The sequence below is a fragment of the Petrimonas sp. genome (genome assembly GCF_963921705.1).
Classification (GTDB): Bacteria; Bacteroidota; Bacteroidia; order Bacteroidales; family Dysgonomonadaceae; genus Petrimonas; species Petrimonas sulfuriphila.
In genome coordinates this window covers 2,656,749-2,674,506 of the sequence record NZ_OY997410.1, presented here as the reverse complement: position 1 = coordinate 2,674,506, position 17,758 = coordinate 2,656,749, and the positions used below count along the sequence as shown (strand labels likewise).

At 43.7% G+C, this 17,758-nt stretch carries 11 protein-coding genes and 1 tRNA gene; 5 read left to right on the top strand and 7 right to left on the bottom strand.

The genetic code is table 11. The features are described from left to right. The 4 genes from AACM02_RS11175 to AACM02_RS11160 form a co-directional block, all read right to left on the bottom strand. The gene (locus AACM02_RS11175) at window positions 1-2,061 is read right to left on the bottom strand and encodes a tetratricopeptide repeat protein (protein ID WP_339117021.1); all 2,061 of its coding nucleotides are present in this window, start codon (window positions 2,059-2,061) and stop codon (window positions 1-3) included. Between the two features lie 119 nt (window positions 2,062-2,180). Further along, entirely contained in the window at window positions 2,181-2,579 is a 399-nt protein-coding gene (locus tag AACM02_RS11170; protein WP_339117020.1) for a hypothetical protein, read from the bottom strand. Window positions 2,580-3,025: 446 nt separating this feature from the next. Further along, window positions 3,026-4,315, bottom strand: a complete 1,290-nt coding sequence (locus AACM02_RS11165; protein WP_339117019.1) for an OmpA family protein — start codon at window positions 4,313-4,315, stop codon at window positions 3,026-3,028. Between the two features lie 11 nt (window positions 4,316-4,326). Next, the gene (locus tag AACM02_RS11160) at window positions 4,327-4,911 is read right to left on the bottom strand and encodes a Yip1 family protein (protein ID WP_339117018.1); all 585 of its coding nucleotides are present in this window, start codon (window positions 4,909-4,911) and stop codon (window positions 4,327-4,329) included. 231 nt (window positions 4,912-5,142) lie between these two features. Between AACM02_RS11160 and AACM02_RS11155 the strand changes: the two genes are divergently transcribed. Next, window positions 5,143-7,038 carry a tetratricopeptide repeat protein gene (locus AACM02_RS11155; protein WP_339117017.1) on the top strand — a complete coding sequence of 632 codons (1,896 nt, stop codon included), beginning with the start codon at window positions 5,143-5,145 and terminating at the stop codon, window positions 7,036-7,038. Window positions 7,039-7,076: 38 nt separating this feature from the next. Beyond that, window positions 7,077-7,688 (top strand): response regulator transcription factor, encoded by a 612-nt coding sequence (locus tag AACM02_RS11150; RefSeq protein WP_339117016.1) that lies wholly within the window; start codon window positions 7,077-7,079, stop codon window positions 7,686-7,688. A gap of 34 nt (window positions 7,689-7,722) precedes the next feature. On the opposite strand, the gene AACM02_RS11145 is transcribed toward AACM02_RS11150, so the two are convergent. The 3 genes from AACM02_RS11145 to AACM02_RS11135 form a co-directional block, all read right to left on the bottom strand. Continuing rightward, a complete protein-coding gene (locus AACM02_RS11145; protein WP_339117015.1) occupies window positions 7,723-9,726 on the bottom strand; it encodes a glucosamine-6-phosphate deaminase in 2,004 nt (667 codons plus the stop codon). A gap of 101 nt (window positions 9,727-9,827) precedes the next feature. Then, window positions 9,828-11,213 carry an MFS transporter gene (locus tag AACM02_RS11140; RefSeq protein WP_214062028.1) on the bottom strand — a complete coding sequence of 462 codons (1,386 nt, stop codon included), beginning with the start codon at window positions 11,211-11,213 and terminating at the stop codon, window positions 9,828-9,830. A 70-nt stretch (window positions 11,214-11,283) separates the two neighbouring features. Further along, on the bottom strand, window positions 11,284-13,716 hold the full coding sequence (locus tag AACM02_RS11135) for an endonuclease MutS2 (protein ID WP_332457554.1): 2,433 nt from the start codon (window positions 13,714-13,716) through the stop codon (window positions 11,284-11,286). Window positions 13,717-13,817: 101 nt separating this feature from the next. Here AACM02_RS11135 and AACM02_RS11130 point away from each other — a divergent pair, with 101 nt between their 5' ends. From AACM02_RS11130 to AACM02_RS11120, 3 genes are all read left to right on the top strand, one after another. Beyond that, window positions 13,818-14,900, top strand: a complete 1,083-nt coding sequence (locus AACM02_RS11130) for a DUF2891 domain-containing protein (RefSeq protein ID WP_332457553.1) — start codon at window positions 13,818-13,820, stop codon at window positions 14,898-14,900. Between the two features lie 103 nt (window positions 14,901-15,003). Beyond that, a tRNA-Met gene (locus AACM02_RS11125) sits at window positions 15,004-15,080 on the top strand. A gap of 1,095 nt (window positions 15,081-16,175) precedes the next feature. After that, window positions 16,176-17,594, top strand: coding sequence for a Gfo/Idh/MocA family protein (locus AACM02_RS11120; RefSeq protein ID WP_286853896.1), 1,419 nt, complete (start codon window positions 16,176-16,178; stop codon window positions 17,592-17,594). Window positions 17,595-17,758 lie beyond the last annotated feature (164 nt).

Here is a 17,758-nt window from a genome sequence, read left to right as displayed (position 1 = left end):
TTAGTTACTTGTCTCCTTTCCTACCCCTCCGAATGATATCGTCGTTTTTGGGGAAGAAACCATGCCTATATCGCTTGAGAATCCAATTGATTTACCCACTGAAACAGGCCCCATTCCCACTTTGGCACCTACCTCCGATTTAACCGCCCATCCCGTGAAATCGCCCGCCTCATTGAATTTGAGCGATATGCCTTCCTTGGCGGTAGCACTCACACCACCAACACCGGCTTTGACACCTACCAGGACCGTAATTTCGGTATCTCCATTCTTAAAGTTACGTTTTAACGATCCTCCAATACCTTGTAAATATTCAATTTCCCAGGTATCACAGGTAATACTAAATCCTATTGCTCCTGCATTTAAAACGAGCTTGTCAATTTTTTTGAGCGGGCAATCATCCACCTCTTTCTCGAGCATCTCAATCTCAGCAACCGGTGAACTTTTATATTGATTCAGGTCTTCATCCTTGGTTACAATGGGGGCGAAATAGTCTGCCAATGCGTAGCCCGGCGGTAATAAAGAAAAATCGGTTGCTATGGGTAACAGACTGATATTAACTGTTAACTCCCGAATATCATTGAAATAATTTACAGCGTCCTGATCATACATATCTCCAGCCACCTGGTAAGCTACATTCCAATATTCATAAAGCAATATCTTTACACCCCGGTAGGTGTCCAACGTCATATCTCTCCATTGAATAAAATGGTCATCAGCAAGGGCAGAGGCACGTTTGTTGATATCCTTGGCGAGTCTTTTTGAATTGTAGGTATCATTCTCCTGCACGTACTTCATCATCTGTTTATATTCACCACTTTCCTTTAGGTTTTGCAGTTCTTGTTGAAAAATCTCATCTGCCATTTTTCTTCTCGCCGCATTTTTATTGTATTCCTGCTCAATTTTTTGGGTATAATAATCATTTACCAGCTCCAACATAAATAATTTCTGACCATAGGAGGGCAACAACTCGACACTTTCAATACTCTCCATTTCAGAATTATCGTCTTCATCTTCGCCATCACTATCATCCTCCTCATCAGGGTATGGGTCAGAATCAAAATCATTGATGGCTTCATCCAGCTCGTCGGCATGGTACGTGGCAGCAAATTGCAATCCCCCTGCCATGCTCTTCTCCATCACAGCCTGTGAGAACTCAACCAGATTGGGTAATGAAAACATAAACGCATCCCTGCTCACCCATTTCGGAAAAACAGGCAGTTTCAGTATGTCATCCTGCGACTTTTCGTTCTCATTTTGATCCTCATTTTGTTGATCCTCTTCCCAGAATGGAGATTCTACGTGACCTCCGCTTTTTGCGGCTTCCCTGAAGCCTTTCCGCATTGAAGCTGAAAAGCCCAGTTTGCCTGCCTTGATAAGTTCATCGATGGCACGTCTGCCATCTTTTTTATGTACATACACTCTTGCCATCCCTTCATGGGCTGCACAGAAATAATCATCGTATTTAATGGCCTGCCGATAGTTTTCTTCGGCCTCTGGATACATGTTGAGGTCAATGTATGCGTTTCCGAGATTCGTTAAGATCATCGGTGAATGAGGCTCCAGGGTTTTTGCATAAATAAATATAAGAATTGGGTCATCAAACCCCTGTGAAATTTGTTTCACATCGGCATCATGTAGTGCACGCAGGATAGCACCAAAATTATTTACGAGCAGCGGATCAACCGGATCAGAAAGGGCAGCTAAAGCCGACATCACAATAGGCATATATTCCAATGTAGCAGTGGCGGAAGCCACCACGGCACTGCCAGATAGATCGGCAGCATAGTCCGGATTTGCCTTTAATCGATCTGTAGCGGTGTTTATCCGTGATTTTTCAATAAGATCAAGCTTATCGTAATACAAATCGATGTAATTCTGACACAATTTGGTGAAATCTTCCCTGGTTACTTTCAAATCACCCGTGTCCCTTCTCGGTTCACCGGTTGTGAAAGTGGCGATTCTATCGTTTGTAACAGCACTGTTGGTGGTTAGATGCCGTGCGTAAAGTTCCGGAAAAAAACAACATAAAAAAATGATGCAGATTATTATGTAAATTCTCATGCTTTCAATCTTTGTATCAATCATGTATCCAAGTGGGTGAAAATATTTTAATTAGTCTGTTTGCTGGTATCGATGGAAAACTGCAAAATGTAAGCAGATAAGTAAATTGCAAGGATGAATCAAAAATCGAAATCCTTTCCTTGTAAAACATTGCGGGGATGATCATCGTATATTCTTATCAGTTTTTCTGAATAATATACGAGATAGTCCATCCATGTACCGTAATGCGTTTCGAAATGATAATTGGTATATAACATTTTATTGGCCTCATCTCTTAATTTATTAATCCGTATGCCGGATGATATCACTTCAGGAATCAGTTCGCAAAAGGAAGTAGCAAACTTTTTGTTTACTACACTCATTTCAATGCATTTTTCGGTTACCACAAGCGTTGTTTTTTCTTTTATATCTGCTACCTGTTTTCCACTTGACCTTGCCGATTGTAATTCCTTTTTCAGTGCTTCCAGTATAGGAATGTATTTATCCGCTATAGCAATGATTGCCTTTGACTGTATCAAACTAATTTCAGATAGTTTAGTATCAGTCTTAATCTGGATTTCATTTACTTTATCCAATAAATCCTTGTATTTATTTTGAAGTGCGGGTGAATTAAAAAAGTCTTGATTACCCTTCCCATTCGCAATCGCGTCCTCTTGTCGTATTTTCTCATCACTGAGTAACCTTCATTCTGTCTATTTTGGGAGACAACTGGTTATGCCAACTCTCAATTGTTTCGGAACTCTCTCCACAAATCTCCAGCGGAACAGGAGGTAACTGTCTGACAAAGAAATCGGGGTCGTTTTGTGAAAACACATTCACAGCTATAAAGCAACAAAATACCAGTTGACTTAAAAATAAAATGAAAATTCTTTTCATGATCTTAAGCATCTCAGAGTTTAATAATTTAATCCCTGTGATTTTTTTCACGATTCGGCAAAATACAAACCAAGTTTGCATTCTGCACTCACTGTTTGACAAATTCCACCCTTCTATTCAACGCTTTGTTAGCCGGTGTATCATTGGACGCAACGGGGGTGGTTTCACCGGCTCCTTCCGTCTCTATCCGCGATGCGTCTATTCCGAACTTGCTGACCAGCTCGTTCTTTACCGATTGGGCACGGCGTTGCGATAGCTCCAGGTTTTTGGCATCATCTCCATCGCTGTCGGTATGCCCGATAATTTTAACTCTTACCGGTCCATTTTCCTTTAACACATCGGCGATGCTCTTCAGTGTGCCGAACGATTCGGGTTTTACATCCGCCTTGTTCACATCAAAGGTGATGCCGTAGGTGACCAGCTTTCCTTCGGTAATCAGTTTGCTGCGGGTGTCGGGCGATGCTGTGGTGATTTTCAGGTTCGACACGTAGGGTGCACTGTATCGGTCCCATCCCGAGAATCGCATGCGGTTGAACTTCACGTTGGGATAGATGTTGGTGGGCATATCCAACACTTTAGCGTTCTGATGATAGATACGCACCCTGCGTTTCTGTACCCAGAGGATGACGTGATTTTCCTTTTCACGGACAACCGTATTTTTCGTTGCCTGTCCGGTAAGCCAGTCCTGTGTTTCCTTGTAACCCTTGGTATCCCAGCGGTCATATCCCAGATCGACATGTAGCCCTGCTTCACCCGGATATAAATCGTCGTTCATCTCTTTCGGGTCATCTGCATTTTCCTGGTAGAGTGTGAACTGGATTCCGTATTGATATTTTTCATCGGGGATAATGTCGAACTCAACGATAAAGTTATCCGGAAAATCGATCTGACGGGTATAACAGTATACCGCATCTTCCCCGTTCATATGAAACCACTTGCCGGGAGCGATATTCACCGACTTCACCTCACCACTGCCGTTTGTTGTCCAAAGGGCCGGAAAGTCGCCGATAGCATCCTGTGAGAAATCGTCGTAAAAGAGGATCTGATCGCCCGGTACAAAATCGTACTGGCTGGTGCCCGTTAATTTTTGCGAAGTGTTGGCGGCCATATTTTCGCCTTTCTCCTCCGTAACAATGGCACCTTCCTCTTCTTCTTCGTTTGAGGCGGATTTCTTGTTTTTATCCTCTTTCGTCACCGACTCTTCCGCTTTATCCATTGCTTTCTCGGTTACCTCCTCCGCTTTCTGTTCCACGCGTCTCTCTACGGCATTCTTTGCTGCATCTTTTGCCGCATTTCCCAGTTTATTCAGCCATTTCTGTGCATCGGCCTGCGTGTTAAACAACAGGCAAAAACCTAACAGGATAAGTACTTTTTTCATGATCTGTCTATTTAAAAAATGAATCTTGAGGACGAAACGATCAGGGCACCCAGGAGTGCAGAAACGAGGACCGAAACCACTACCACGCAGAGCAGGCTCACGATGAAATAGGTGTTTTTCTTCTCTTCGGATGTCTTCATCATGGGTGTCAGGCCCAGGTAGAGCAGGTAGAGGCCATAGAGCCCTCCCAACGTTACCACGAACGACAAACTGGGAACCAACAAGAGTATTCCTGCCACGCACATAGGCGTATAGGAGTAGGCGACCAAAGAGAATGCCTTATCAAAATTTTTGATGGACTCAAACTTATCGGCGAGAAAGGCAATGATCCATGCCGACAGGTAAGCTCCTCCTAGTGTAGAGATAAATGAAGTAAATGCGTGACGGATACCGATATTTGCGAAACTCGCATGAATTCCCATCAGGTTGAATCCGAAAATTCCGTATCCAATGAATCCTGCAATAGCAGGGATGAGCGCCAGAGGAATAAGGTAGGCGGTTAATACTTTCAAGTGTGTATCGTTTTTTTCCGATATTACTTCCCATTCTGTTTTGGGATTCAACAAAATGTTTTTTACTTTGTTAATAATTTCCATAAAACACTGATTTTTACTTTTGTTTATTGAGTATTTTTCACACATTGTCCGACTCTTCGGATACAAATTTACAAGCTGAGAAAAGTGAAAAATAGACCCAAAAGGGAGTTTTTAATTGCTGTGAATGAAATTAATTTTGTATCGGCTATATATAATCGTGCGTTTGCTGGTATCGACACATTACAATACTAATAACTAAACACAATGATGACTTTTAGGAAAAGGAAAGGTATGACTACTCTGTTTATCGGGTTGTACTTGCTTGGTATACATGGATCTGCCCAGAATCTGGATAGTTTGGAAAATGTGTTGATCGGTAACGGCCTGTCGTCGGAAGAGTACCTGACGGTATGCGATGATTTAAGTTGGAACTACCTCGACGATAATTTTGAAAAATCAAAAAAATACGCTGTGCGGGGTATTGAAAGGGCAAGATCGGACCAGAACCTGCTCATGGAAGCACGGCTTTACCGAAATTTAGGAGTCGCCTACTACATGAACAGTCAGATGGATACGGCTCAACTGTTTTTAAACAAATCGCTTGAAAAGGCTATCCTCCTGAAAGATGAACAACTGGAAGCTGCCGTTTACGGGGCTATCGGAAATGTGCACAACGTATCGGGGAACTATCAGGAAGCTCTTACCTATTACCTGAAAGCTCTCCCTGTGTTTGAGAAGCATAACAACAAGGAGCGTATACGGTCGCTGCTCGGAAACATTGCTACATTATATTATAGCCTGATAAATTTAAGCCAGGCCGAAAGATACTATTCGGAACTGGAAAAAGAGAGTATAGAGGCCAATGATTTGTATAATATAGGGCGTGCATACGAGGGATTCAGCAGGATAGCCCTTAAACGAAAAGATTTTAAATCTTCGTTGGAATATTCTGAAAAAGCGGCGGAAATTTTTCACAAGGGAGGCTATAAAGCATCGGAAGCCATTGCAATTCAAGGAATAGCCATGGTCTATTACCTGGATTACAACAACTACCCGAAAGCGAAAGAATACGCGCTGAAAGCATTGGATTTAACCCGGGAGATAGGGTATGACACCCAGATTGCCGGTTCGTTAAATATCTTGTCGAATATTTATTTTAACGAGAAAGATTACGTTAATTGCTTGAAGTCGGCCAGAGAAGCCATAAAAGCCGACACAACGGATGCCAACGTAACTTCAAACCTGTATGCCAATATGGTGAGGGCAGGGGTATTTTTAAATAATCAACAGGAAACACTGCTCTACTTCGACAAGTACCGGAAGCTGATCGATACCCGTTCAACAGCAGAGTTTGGACAAGCCATGGCAGAATTGGAAAAAAAATACCAAACCGAGAAGAAAGAGCTCCGGATACGTACGCTGGAGAAAGAAAAAAAACTTAATTCCATTATCTTTCTGGTGAGCACAGTCAGCCTGTTTCTCTTTCTATTGGTATTGTATTTACGCAACAGGGCGATAAAAACCCACGAAGAACTGAACAAGCAAAAGATTCTTCAACTCGAACAGGAGAACCAGCTCATCGCCGCGCAAGCCGTGCTGAATGGCGAAACTGCTGAACGTACCCGGCTTGCACGCGATCTTCACGACGGATTGGGGGGAATGCTCTCGGCAGTGAAATTAAATTTATTCGATATGAAACAGGATGTAATTATTGAAGAGGAAGATGTTTTACGTTTCAACAAAGTGATGGAAATGTTGGACAATTCCATCGGGGAACTCCGGCGTGTGGCACACAACATGATGCCCGAAGCACTCTCGCGCTATGGGCTTAAGATAGCCTTGAGCGACTTCTGTAAAAACTTCAGAAACGTAAAATTTCATTATTTCGGTGCAGAACAGCGGATTGAAAAGAAGCTCGAAGCGGTTATTTATCGTGCTGCAAACGAGTTGATAAATAACGCTTTAAGACACGCTGGGGCAAGTGTTGTAAATGTGCAGTTGGTATGTGGCACTGATCTGATCTCACTCAATGTCCAGGATGATGGCAAGGGGTTCGATACGGCCGCCGAGACCTCGGGTACGGGTCTGAACAATATCCGGACACGCGTTGCGGCAGTGAACGGAACCATGAACATCCACTCTTCTCCGGGTGAGGGGACCGAGGTGGATGTGGAGATAAAGATATAGTTAAGCAGGGTAGGCAAGCAAAGACAAAAACGAGCAAAATGATAACCGTTCATATCGTTGATGACCATAAAATCCTGGTAGAGGGGTTGCAAAAGTTGGTGGATAATTCCGGATTTGCCCAGACCACGGCCGTGAGTTATACCGGAGAAGATTGCCTGTGGAAATTAAGTTTCAAACAACCGCATGTCATCTTGCTGGATATCAATCTTCCCGATTGGAGTGGCATTGACCTGTGCAGCGTAATAAAAGAGAAATATCCGCAGGTGAAAATAGTAGCGCTCACCAGTTATTCGGAATATTCTATCGTGCGGCAAATGCTTGAAAACGGCGCTTCGGGCTATGTCATTAAAAATGCCATGCCCGAAGAAATTCTGTTGGGTATTCAAACAGTAGCTGACAACGAAACTTTTTTGTGCGAAGAGATTGACTTTCTGATGAACAAACGCTCCGTGGAACAGATCTGGCTAACTCCACGGGAAAGGATACTGCTGAAGCATATCGTAAATGGATACACCAATCCTGAAATTGCAGAACAGATGCTCCTTGCCGTAGATACCATCAATAACTACCGAAAGAAGCTTCTTTGTAAGCTTAACGCTCGTAACACAGCCGTTCTGGTGCGGATAGCGCTGGAACAAAAACTGGTATGACGCGCCTTATACTGAGAAAAAGTTCCCTTATCCGTCAATGATTCTCGATGTTTTCCCGAAAAGGCTTGTATTCCACGAATGCCTCAATGGCTTCATAGGAGGCCAATCCGAGCTTGTCGTACATGTTGGCCGTTGCCCGGTTACGCTCTTCAGAACGTTGCCAGAACAACCGTTCGTCGTCACCGAGGAACGGAGCACTTTCCATTTGCGACTGATGGCGCAGGATAGCATTTCTTTTCTGGCGTAACTCTTCGGGAGAGATTGGAACGGCCATCTCGATATGGTCTATTTCCCATTCCATCCAGGCACCCCGGTACATCCAAACGCGGCAATCCTTGTACCACTCATCATCCTTCATCAAATCGATGGAGGCCAGAATAGCATCCAGACATACTTTGTGGGTTCCGTGCGGATCGGCGAGGTCGCCGGCAACATAGATTTGATGCGGTTTGATGCTTTCAATAAAGTCCTTGACGATTATCACATCTCTTTCCGAAATGGGGTCTTTTTTTACCCTTCCTGTTTCGTAAAAGGGCAAGTCGAGAAAATATACATGGCTGTGTGGTAACCCCACGTATCTGTCTGCAGAGCGAGCTTCTTCACGGCGAATCCTTCCTTTGAGAAAACGAACTTCAGGTGTGTCTATATCGTCTACCCCTTTTTCGTGGAAGAGATGGTGTAATATGTTCGATAACTTGCTAAGAGCGGCAGAGTTGGTCGGTTCGAACTCTTTGATGAGATTTTTGAAGACCGATAAATACCGGATAACCTCTTCGTCGCCAACGGCAATGTTTCCAGAAGTCTGGTAAGCAACATGCACGTCGTGCCCTTGATTCACTAACCGCTGAAAGGTCCCACCCATAGAAATCACATCATCATCGGGGTGAGGGCTGAAGATGATCACGCGTTTGGGGTACGGTTTTGCTCTTTCCGGACGGTTGGAATCGTCGGCATTGGGTTTCCCGCCTGGCCAGCCGGTGATGGTGTGTTGCAGGTCGTTGAATATTTTTATGTTGACGTTGTACGCAGAACCGTAAAGGGTTATAAGTTCGCTTAGCCCGTTATCGTTGTAGTCCTTGTTGGTGAGTTTCAAAATGGGTTTGTTCACAATGCCGCACAACCAAACGATCGCTCTGCGGATAAGTTTGCTTGTCCATTCACAATTGGTTACAAGCCAAGGCTGGCTGATACGGGTCAGGTCGCTGGCTGCAGCCAGATCGATATAAACATCTGCTTCCGGATGCGTTTGCAAAACTGACGCAGGCGTCGATTCCGTTACGCTTCCTTCCACCATTTGTTTGATGCTTTCTGCTTTTTGCTCGCCCCAGGCAATCAGTGCAATTCTCTTTGCTCGCATCATATCCGCAATACCCATAGTGATAGCGCTGACGGGCACTTTGTCCAGTGATTCGTAGCTGGAAGCTATGTCTCGTCGCGAGTCTCCGTCGAGCATCACCAGGCGGGTTTGTGAATGGAGGTTGCTACCCGGCATGTTAAAGCCGATGTTTCCCTTGCTTCCCAATCCCAGCAGCAAATAATCCAATCCCCCCAATTGATGCAATGCCTGTTCGTACTCCTCACACTTTTCCGCGATGAGGTCCTTTTCGATTGTGGCATCGATCGAGTAGATGTTCCCGGGGTCTATGTCGATGTGGTTCAAAAAAGAGTCCTTGATGAACTGTAAATTAGTAAGGGATGGTTCGGAAACCGGATAGAACTCGTAAATGTTAAATACCACCAGGTTGTTGAAGCTCACCCCTTCTTCTTTATGCAGCCTGATCAGTTCTTCATATACCTGAATGGGTGAAGATCCTCCGGATACGCCGAGGGTAAACTGTTTTCCCTCCGCCTGATGTTTTTGCAGGTTTTTTACAATGCCGCTGGCTACTTTTTTTGCAGCACGATCCGATTTTTCAAAAATGTGAATCGGGATTTTTTCGAAGCGGCTGAGCGTGTATTCCTCAAAATCGTTTTCCGGTTTATAATACCGTTGAGGTATTCTTTCGAGTGTAATGTAAGAACTTAAATCTAATCGCATGACATGATTTTTATAAAGAATTTCCATTGACAAAAATAGACAAAATAGGCAATTAAAGCAAAGTAATTATTAAATATTGATCAATAAGTAATAAAGTAAATTTATTGCTTCACAAGTTCAAGCTTCCTATCCAGGTGCTTAACTACCCTGGAATAGATAAAGAGGGCAACCGCAGAAATGGCTCCAATTCCTACAAAAACGTACCAGATATAATGTGCGTGCTCTGTTGCCGCAGAATAGGCTGCCTTGTCGAGTATGCCTTCGGCACTGGTAAACAGGCGTGGATCGGGGCAATATTTTTCCAGCAGGAATCCCGATATTCCAAAAGCAAACAAGTAGGAGAAGAATGAATGCAGGTGGCTGAATCCCAGGTATAATCCCTCTTCGCCTTTGGGTGCTTGCAGCGAAAAATACTCCAAATAGCGAGGTGAAATAAAACATTCGGCCAACGCCTGCATGGCAATACCGATAATCATCATGAATGCAACGGGATGCATCCCCAGGATATATGCATCTCCTATGTGGTTCCCAAAAGACATGACCAACGCTGAAAGCGGGATAATAAACATGCCTGTCATCATCGAAGTGATGGCGTTTCTTTTTTTCATCATGGAGGTAATAAAATTAACGCTTATAAATACCACCAGTGGATTCACATTGGCATACCATCCCGGTGTAGCACCATCGCCCACCAGTCGTATGACGTATTTCGGCATTGTAGAGTACATTTGGCTTTGGATCATCCAAAAACCGCTTATGATCAGGATAAGGATCATCAATCTTCCGTTTGTCAGCACCTTGCCCATCGATTGCAAAAGCTCCTGCATTTTCTTTCCCTGACCCTCGGTATGCGCCGATTTGTAAAAGAAGAACACGGCAATCAGTGCTAAAAATGTCATGGAAGCGGAAAAGTAATTGAGGTAGACCAGGCCTTCATCCCCCATACTCCTTCGTAGAGGGTCGACCACGGTCTTACCCAAAAATGCCCCGATATTCACCATCATATAAAAAATGGCATATCCCCGGGCGCGATTTTCCGTAGTGGTTTCACGAGCCACGGTTCCCGATATTACTGCCTTTATGAAAGCGCCACCGATCACGATAAAAACAAGAATCGGGATAATCGACCATTGGTGTAGGCTTCCGATTAATCCCGAATAGGTGGTGGTCATTCCGTAATGTACCAACCCTGCGCTCTGCAATATTGTGGGAACCAGGCCCAGCCCACCGTAACCGATGGTTAAGAAGGTAAATGCCAAGATGATGGAATTGCGAAAGCCTATTTTGTCGGCAACGGCTCCGGTGAAGGTTGGAAGTAAATACAAAAAAGCGGAATATATCCCGGAAATGATGCCTGCCTGCACATCGGAGAAACCCCAGACGTTGGACAGATAGAGGGTGATTACAATAAAGACGGCGTAGAATGCCAGACGTTCAAGGAGTTCTACAAAGTTCGCGACCCAAAAAGGTTTTGAAAATTTCAGCATAAGAGTTTGTTTTATCTGTTAATTTAGTGCGCAAATGGTTGTTTTTCGTGCAAAGATAAAACAATAATGTTTAATCCAAATCAATTACCGTGATTCCGGCACCGCCAAATTGAACATGTTCATCCTGAAAATGGGCGACACCCGGTACTGTTCTCAGGTAGTCCCGGATGATTTGTCGCAATGCGCCGGTGCCTGTTCCGTGCAGGATGCGTACCCGGGAAACGCTGAGCTGAATGGCATCGTCGATAAAGTACACTACAGCTTGTAATGCTTCGTCACCACGCATTCCGCGTACGTCGATATCCTGCCTGAAGTTGAGCTTGCGGTCGTGCAGCAGATCGCGCGTGTTGGACGATTTATTTTCTTTGGCCCGCTGATTACGGCTCACCTTTTCCAGTTTCTCCAGGTCGACCGTGGATTTGATTACTCCAAAGGCAACGATCGCTTTTTTTCCCTGTATCTCCAGGATTTCTCCGGTAACGGTCTGTCCTTTCATGCGAACGGTATCGCCAGTGACGATTGGCGTTTTGAGGTTGGTGTTTTGAGGTTGAGTTACGGGTTTTTGCTTGACTTTCTTTCGGATCGGATTCACTTCCTGGTGAGTGTCGGAGGACGCTACTATGTTCTCCCGGAATTCACTGAGCGATTGGCGCACCTGTTTGGTCTTTTCCTTGTCTGCCTGTGCTTCCTTGATCTGGCGTATGGTGCTTTCAATTTTTGCATTGCTCTCAGCTATAAGCCGTTCAGCCTGCTGTTTTGCTTCGGCCAATATTTCTTTTTTCTTCCGGTTTATTTCCTCCATTTCGGATTCGTATTTTTCCGAAATCTCGTTAAGCCGGTTGCGTTCGCGGCGAACCTCTTCGCGTTTACGCTCCCAGTAACGGCGGTCACGGGAAATGTCCTGCAAATATTTATCCATGTTGATGTAATCGCTGCCGACAATTTCGGAGGCTTGGGCGATTACATCGTCGGGAAGTCCGATCTTGCGGGCAATCTCTACAGCGAAGGAGCTTCCAGGGTTTCCGATGGAAAGCTGGAAGAGCGGCTGCATTTCATGTCTGTCGTAAAGCATGGCTCCATTGATGACCCCTTCATTTTCGTTGGCAAAATGTTTTAGGTTCTGGTAGTGGGTGGTGATGACCCCAAAAGCGTTCTTTTGGTTAAACCGATCCAACAGCGATTCGGCAAGGGCTGCTCCAATTTGTGGCTCCGTGCCGCTGCCAAATTCGTCGATCAGTAAGAGAGAATGCTTACTGCAGTTTTTCACGAAGAACTTCATGTTCTGCAGGTGGGAGCTGTATGTGGAGAGATCATTCTCGATGGACTGCTCGTCGCCTATATCAATAAAAATATCGCTGAACAAGCCCACTTGTGAATTTTCCCGTAACGGAACCAACAAGCCGCATTGAACCATATATTGCAGTAGTCCTACGGTTTTCAGACAAACCGACTTTCCTCCGGCATTGGGCCCCGAGATCACCAGTATCCGGCTGTCCTCTTCGAGCGTTATGTCGAGCGGTACCACTTTGCGGTTTTGCTTTTTCAGCGAAAGAAAAAGAAGCGGATGAACCGCTTGTACCCAGTCGATAATGAGCCTGTTTTCGAAGTTGGGTTTCAATGCGTTTAGCTGCAGCGCAAATTTGGCTTTGGCGCGGATGAAATCTATTTGTGCCAGGAATTCGTAGGACTGCAGCAAGTCGGGTAGAAAAGGGCGGAGGTAATCCGTAAACTCGGTGAGGATGCGGATGATCTCGCGACGTTCGTCGCTTTCCAGCTCACGGATGCGGTTGTTGGCCTCTACCACCTCCGAAGGTTCTATATAAACGGTTTTCCCTGAGGCCGACTCGTCGTGGACAATTCCTTTTATTTTTCGCTTGAAAGCCGGATTTACGGGGATAACCAACCTTCCGTCGCGCATGCTGGGAGTGATGTCTTTGTCCACAAAGCCCTCGGCCTGTGCTTTGCGTAATATCGAATTCAGGCTTCGAGAGATGCTGTTGAGCGTCGAGGTGATTTCCCTGCGGATATTGCTTAGTTGGGGAGATGCATGATCCCTTATTTGTCCGAACTCATCGATGATCCGCTCGGCTTTTTTGCTTATTTCCGACGATACAAACACTTCTTTTGCCAGCAACATCAAGTGGGGATAACGTTCCGCTTTCTCTTCATCGTTTTTAAAAAACGTTACGATGGAAGTTATCGTTAACATCGATTTAAGAAGCTCCGACAAAGCGTTTTGATCAATCCACGACCCGGCAACACGTATGCGATGGAGAACCGGGCGCACATCGTAAAAGTTGTCCGAAGGAAAAGAGTCTTCCTCCTGTAAGATATGCACAAACTCATCGGTTTGCGATAGTTGTACGTCAATCTCTTCAAAAACGGAAGAAAACTGCATCTCTTCTACCTTCTCTTTGCCCAGTGGACTGAGGCAATGTTGTTCTAGCAGTTGTCTTATCTTGAAAAACTCTATTTTTTGTTCGAAATTTTCGGGATAAATCACGGTTAGTTTTGGAATTGGGATTTGCGATTTCGGATTTGGTGCAAAATTACTCTTTTTAGCCGATATTATTCCTATCTTTGAATGGATAAATCAGAAATTTTATGAAACCGTTGTCCTCCATTTTGTTTATCAACCTTTTTTTAAGCATGGTGCTGTCACCTCTCTTTTCGCAAAAAAATCCGGATCTCACCGATGAAACAGCGCTTAAATTATCTGCCCTGCCCCTCGGTTGTATCGATCGGGAATATCCCAACAAACCGGGACATACCTACGGTTCGGCCGATGAGGTAGGTCTTTCGCCCAAGGCACTGCATCCTGTTTTTTACGGGTGTTTTGACTGGCACAGTAGTGTTCACGGGCATTGGATGTTGATCCGCTTACTGAAGACCAAACCCGGTATTGCGAGCAAAAATGAAATCATCACCTTGTTGAATAACTCCTTTGATAAAGCAGCGGTTGAAGTTGAGAAGGAGTATTTCCTCAAGTACGAGACAGGTAAAGGATTTGAACGAACCTACGGTTGGGCGTGGCTGCTGAAACTCGATGAAGAACTGGCGTCGTGGGACAATCCGGCTGCCAGGCAATGGCACGAAAACCTTCAGCCGCTTACCGGGCAAATTGTGGAACTGTGGAGGGAGTATCTGCCCAAGCAGACCTATCCGAACAGAACAGGAGTGCATCCGAATTCAGCTTTTGCACTGGGTTTTGCCATAGATTGGGCAAGGGAGAACGGAAATAAGGAGTTTGAAAAAGAGTTGATCGGTAAATCGCTCGATTTTTACGGAAAAGACACGGAGACCCCGGCACACCTGGAGCCGGACGGCGCCGATTTTTTCTCACCCAGCCTGGAAATTGCTGATCTGATGAGGAGAATTCTTTCCCGGGACGATTTTGAAAAGTGGCTGGTTGCCTTTTATACACAAAAAGGGATCGATAACATCAGTCAGATTCCTGTGGTAAGCGATTTGGATGATTATCAGACGGTTCATCTGGTTGGACTGTCGTTTTCTCGGGCGTGGTGCATGAAAGGAATCGCCAAATCATTATCCGAAGGGCATCCGTTGAAGCTGCATTTCGAAGAAACCGCCCAGAAACTATTGGACCATGCTCTTCCGCTTGTTTTTGACGGGAACTACGGCGGAGAACATTGGCTGGCATCGTTTGCGCTGATGGCATTGGAATAAAAAATAATATTTTGTCGGGTTTTATTGTTTTAGGGTTGCAAAATTAAAATATTTAAACTACTTTTGCACCTCGAATTTGGAATCATTTTCGGAAAGACATGTTGGCGAGATAGCTCAGTTGGTTAGAGCGCATGATTCATAATCATGAGGTCGGGGGATCATGCCCCCCTCTCGCTACCAATTTCATAAGCGGTTTTAGGAAATATCTTGAAACCGTTTTATTATTTAAGTCAAACCGTAGTCAAACAAATCATTTATTAATAGCTTTCTTTGTCTTCTATTTTTACCCACAAAGTAAATCTATCGAATTGGTAAATTCTTCCGATTTTACTTCCACAAGACAAAAACTCCAGTATAAAAGAGAGAATAGTTATGTTTGGATAAGAGCTGTCTCTTTTAAGAGATCCGTCCGGTTATTTTCTGACGCCAGAGGGCAATATTCCTGCTTCTGGAAGAGGTGCTTCTTTCTGTTGACAATCCTTCCTTAAACTAATTGTAAAACCCCTCATAAGGACTGTAGATGCCTTTCTAATATATAGGGTAGAATGTTTTTCAACCTCACACCTCTCTTATATATAGTTTTGATTGTGGAAATGTGAGTTCGATATAAGTAAGATGAAAAATGGTTAGCATAATTCAGAACCCTCCTTTATTTGCGAGAGGGTGTTCGAAAAGAAAAATATTAGTGTTAAGTGCTTGCTGCATTTTGAACTATACGTAATTTTTTCTTCGTAATACCGTCGATTCTTTTTTTATTTGATTTCTGATTTTTAATATCTTCTCTCCTCTGCCTGAATAAACATCCGCAGGCGTAAGGTTGTCAAGCGATTCGTGATAACGTTCATACCTTGTTTTTGCATAAAGTTAGTTTGTTGTAAAATTAGTTGTTTTTGTGAAATTACTAAACTAAATTTGCACTTAACCAACCGGTAAACTTTATACTGAAGATTTATAGTTTGGAGCGATTAACGGAAGATTTCTGTTTCAGGTAGATTGATGTTTGTGCAAGATTGGGAATAAGCCATTTTCAACTCGATTGGGGTTGGCAGGAATCAGATAAATGGATACTTAACCGCTCGCCTTTATGGATGTCTCTGATTTACCGGAAGATACTTTTGATTCATCCGATATCATTAAAAAAATACAAAAGCATCCGGCATAATTTCATAAATAAAAGAAAATTGGGCTTTTTTAAGGTTAGACTTATTAAAATGGTTTTGGACTAAATTGGGCTAATTGAGAAATAATATTTCTATTTACAAATAAAGTAATCGAATGAAAGAAAACCGACGTCATTTTTTAAAACAGATAACAGCAGGAGGTATTGGCTTAAGCTTTATTCCTGGGCTTCGAGCTGAAAAATCTATTTCAGAACCATATGAAATTCTTTCCAAGGAAACTGGAAGAAGACAGTATTTTAATATGTGTGGTTACCGGGCTCCCAAGTTGGATATCGTTCGTGTAGGATTTATCGGGATAGGGAATCGTGGTTACGCAAACCTGAACCAGATGACCTTTTTGGAAGGAGTTCATATAAAGGCAATTTGTGATGTTGTACAATTTCGCATTGACAATGTTCAACAGTTGCTGAGAAAACGGGGATTGCCGGAAGCAGAGGTCCATACCGGACGTGAAGATGCATGGAGAAAGCTATGTGAAGACCCAAACATCGACTTGGTAAGTATTGCTGTGCCGCGGGGACCGCTCCATGCACGAATATCTGTGTATGCTATGGAGTGTGGTAAGCATGTGGCTGTTGAAGTACCTGCAATAGCTACCGTTGAAGAGGCATGGGAAGTGATTGAGGCTTCGGAGAAGACCAGAAAGCATTGTTATATGATGGAAAACTGTTGTTATGATTTTTTCGAGCTACTAACGTTAAATATGGTGCGACAAGGATTTTTCGGAGATATTATTCATGCCGATGCTGCATATATTCATCACCAGTCACTTTATGAAAAGACAAAAGATAACAATATGTGGCGTTTGGAAGAAAGTCAGCGCCATAATGGAAATTTGTATCCTACGCATGGATTAGGACCCGTATGCCAGGTTATGGACATAAACAGAGGAGACAAACTGGACTACATGACCTCAATGTCTTCAAATGATTTTATGTTGGGAAAGAAAGTTTCGGAACTGGCACAAAGTGATCCGTTTTATAAAAAGTATGATACTAACTCCTATAGAGGAAATATGAATACTTCAATAATCAGGACGGAGAAAGGGCGTACCATCATGCTTCAACACGACATTACCAGTCCTCGGGTCTACTCCCGAATACACATGATTAGCGGCACAAAAGGTGCTGTTCAGAAATATCCTGAACCCGGTAGGATTTCACTTGGCAGTGAATGGCTTGATAATGAAAAGATGAATGAAATTAACGACAAATATAAGCCGGAGATTGTAAAACGAATAGGTGATATGGCTCAAAAAGTAGGAGGACACGGGGGAATGGATTTTTTAATGACATGGCGGCTTATTGATTGTTTGAGAAACGGGCTTCCGATGGATATCGACGTGTATGATGCTGCTTCTTGGAGCGTGATTATCCCGTTAAGTGAAAAATCGGTATCGAATCGTTCAAAACCCGTTGAAATTCCTGATTTTACACGAGGAGCCTGGAGAACAAATCAACCTGTAGATATCTCCATATCGGAAGGGAACACAACAACGATAAGGCGCTCTTAAGTAGAGTGTCGATATAATATCCCGGGTAGTAATCCAGAAAACTGTGTTTTTTATATAACTTCACGACCATAGTTTTTTAATTATGTGCTTTTTCGCTAACAATCATACTAATAAGTGAAGTCCTGGGCTGATTTCTAAATTATGAAAATCGAGACTAAGCTTGA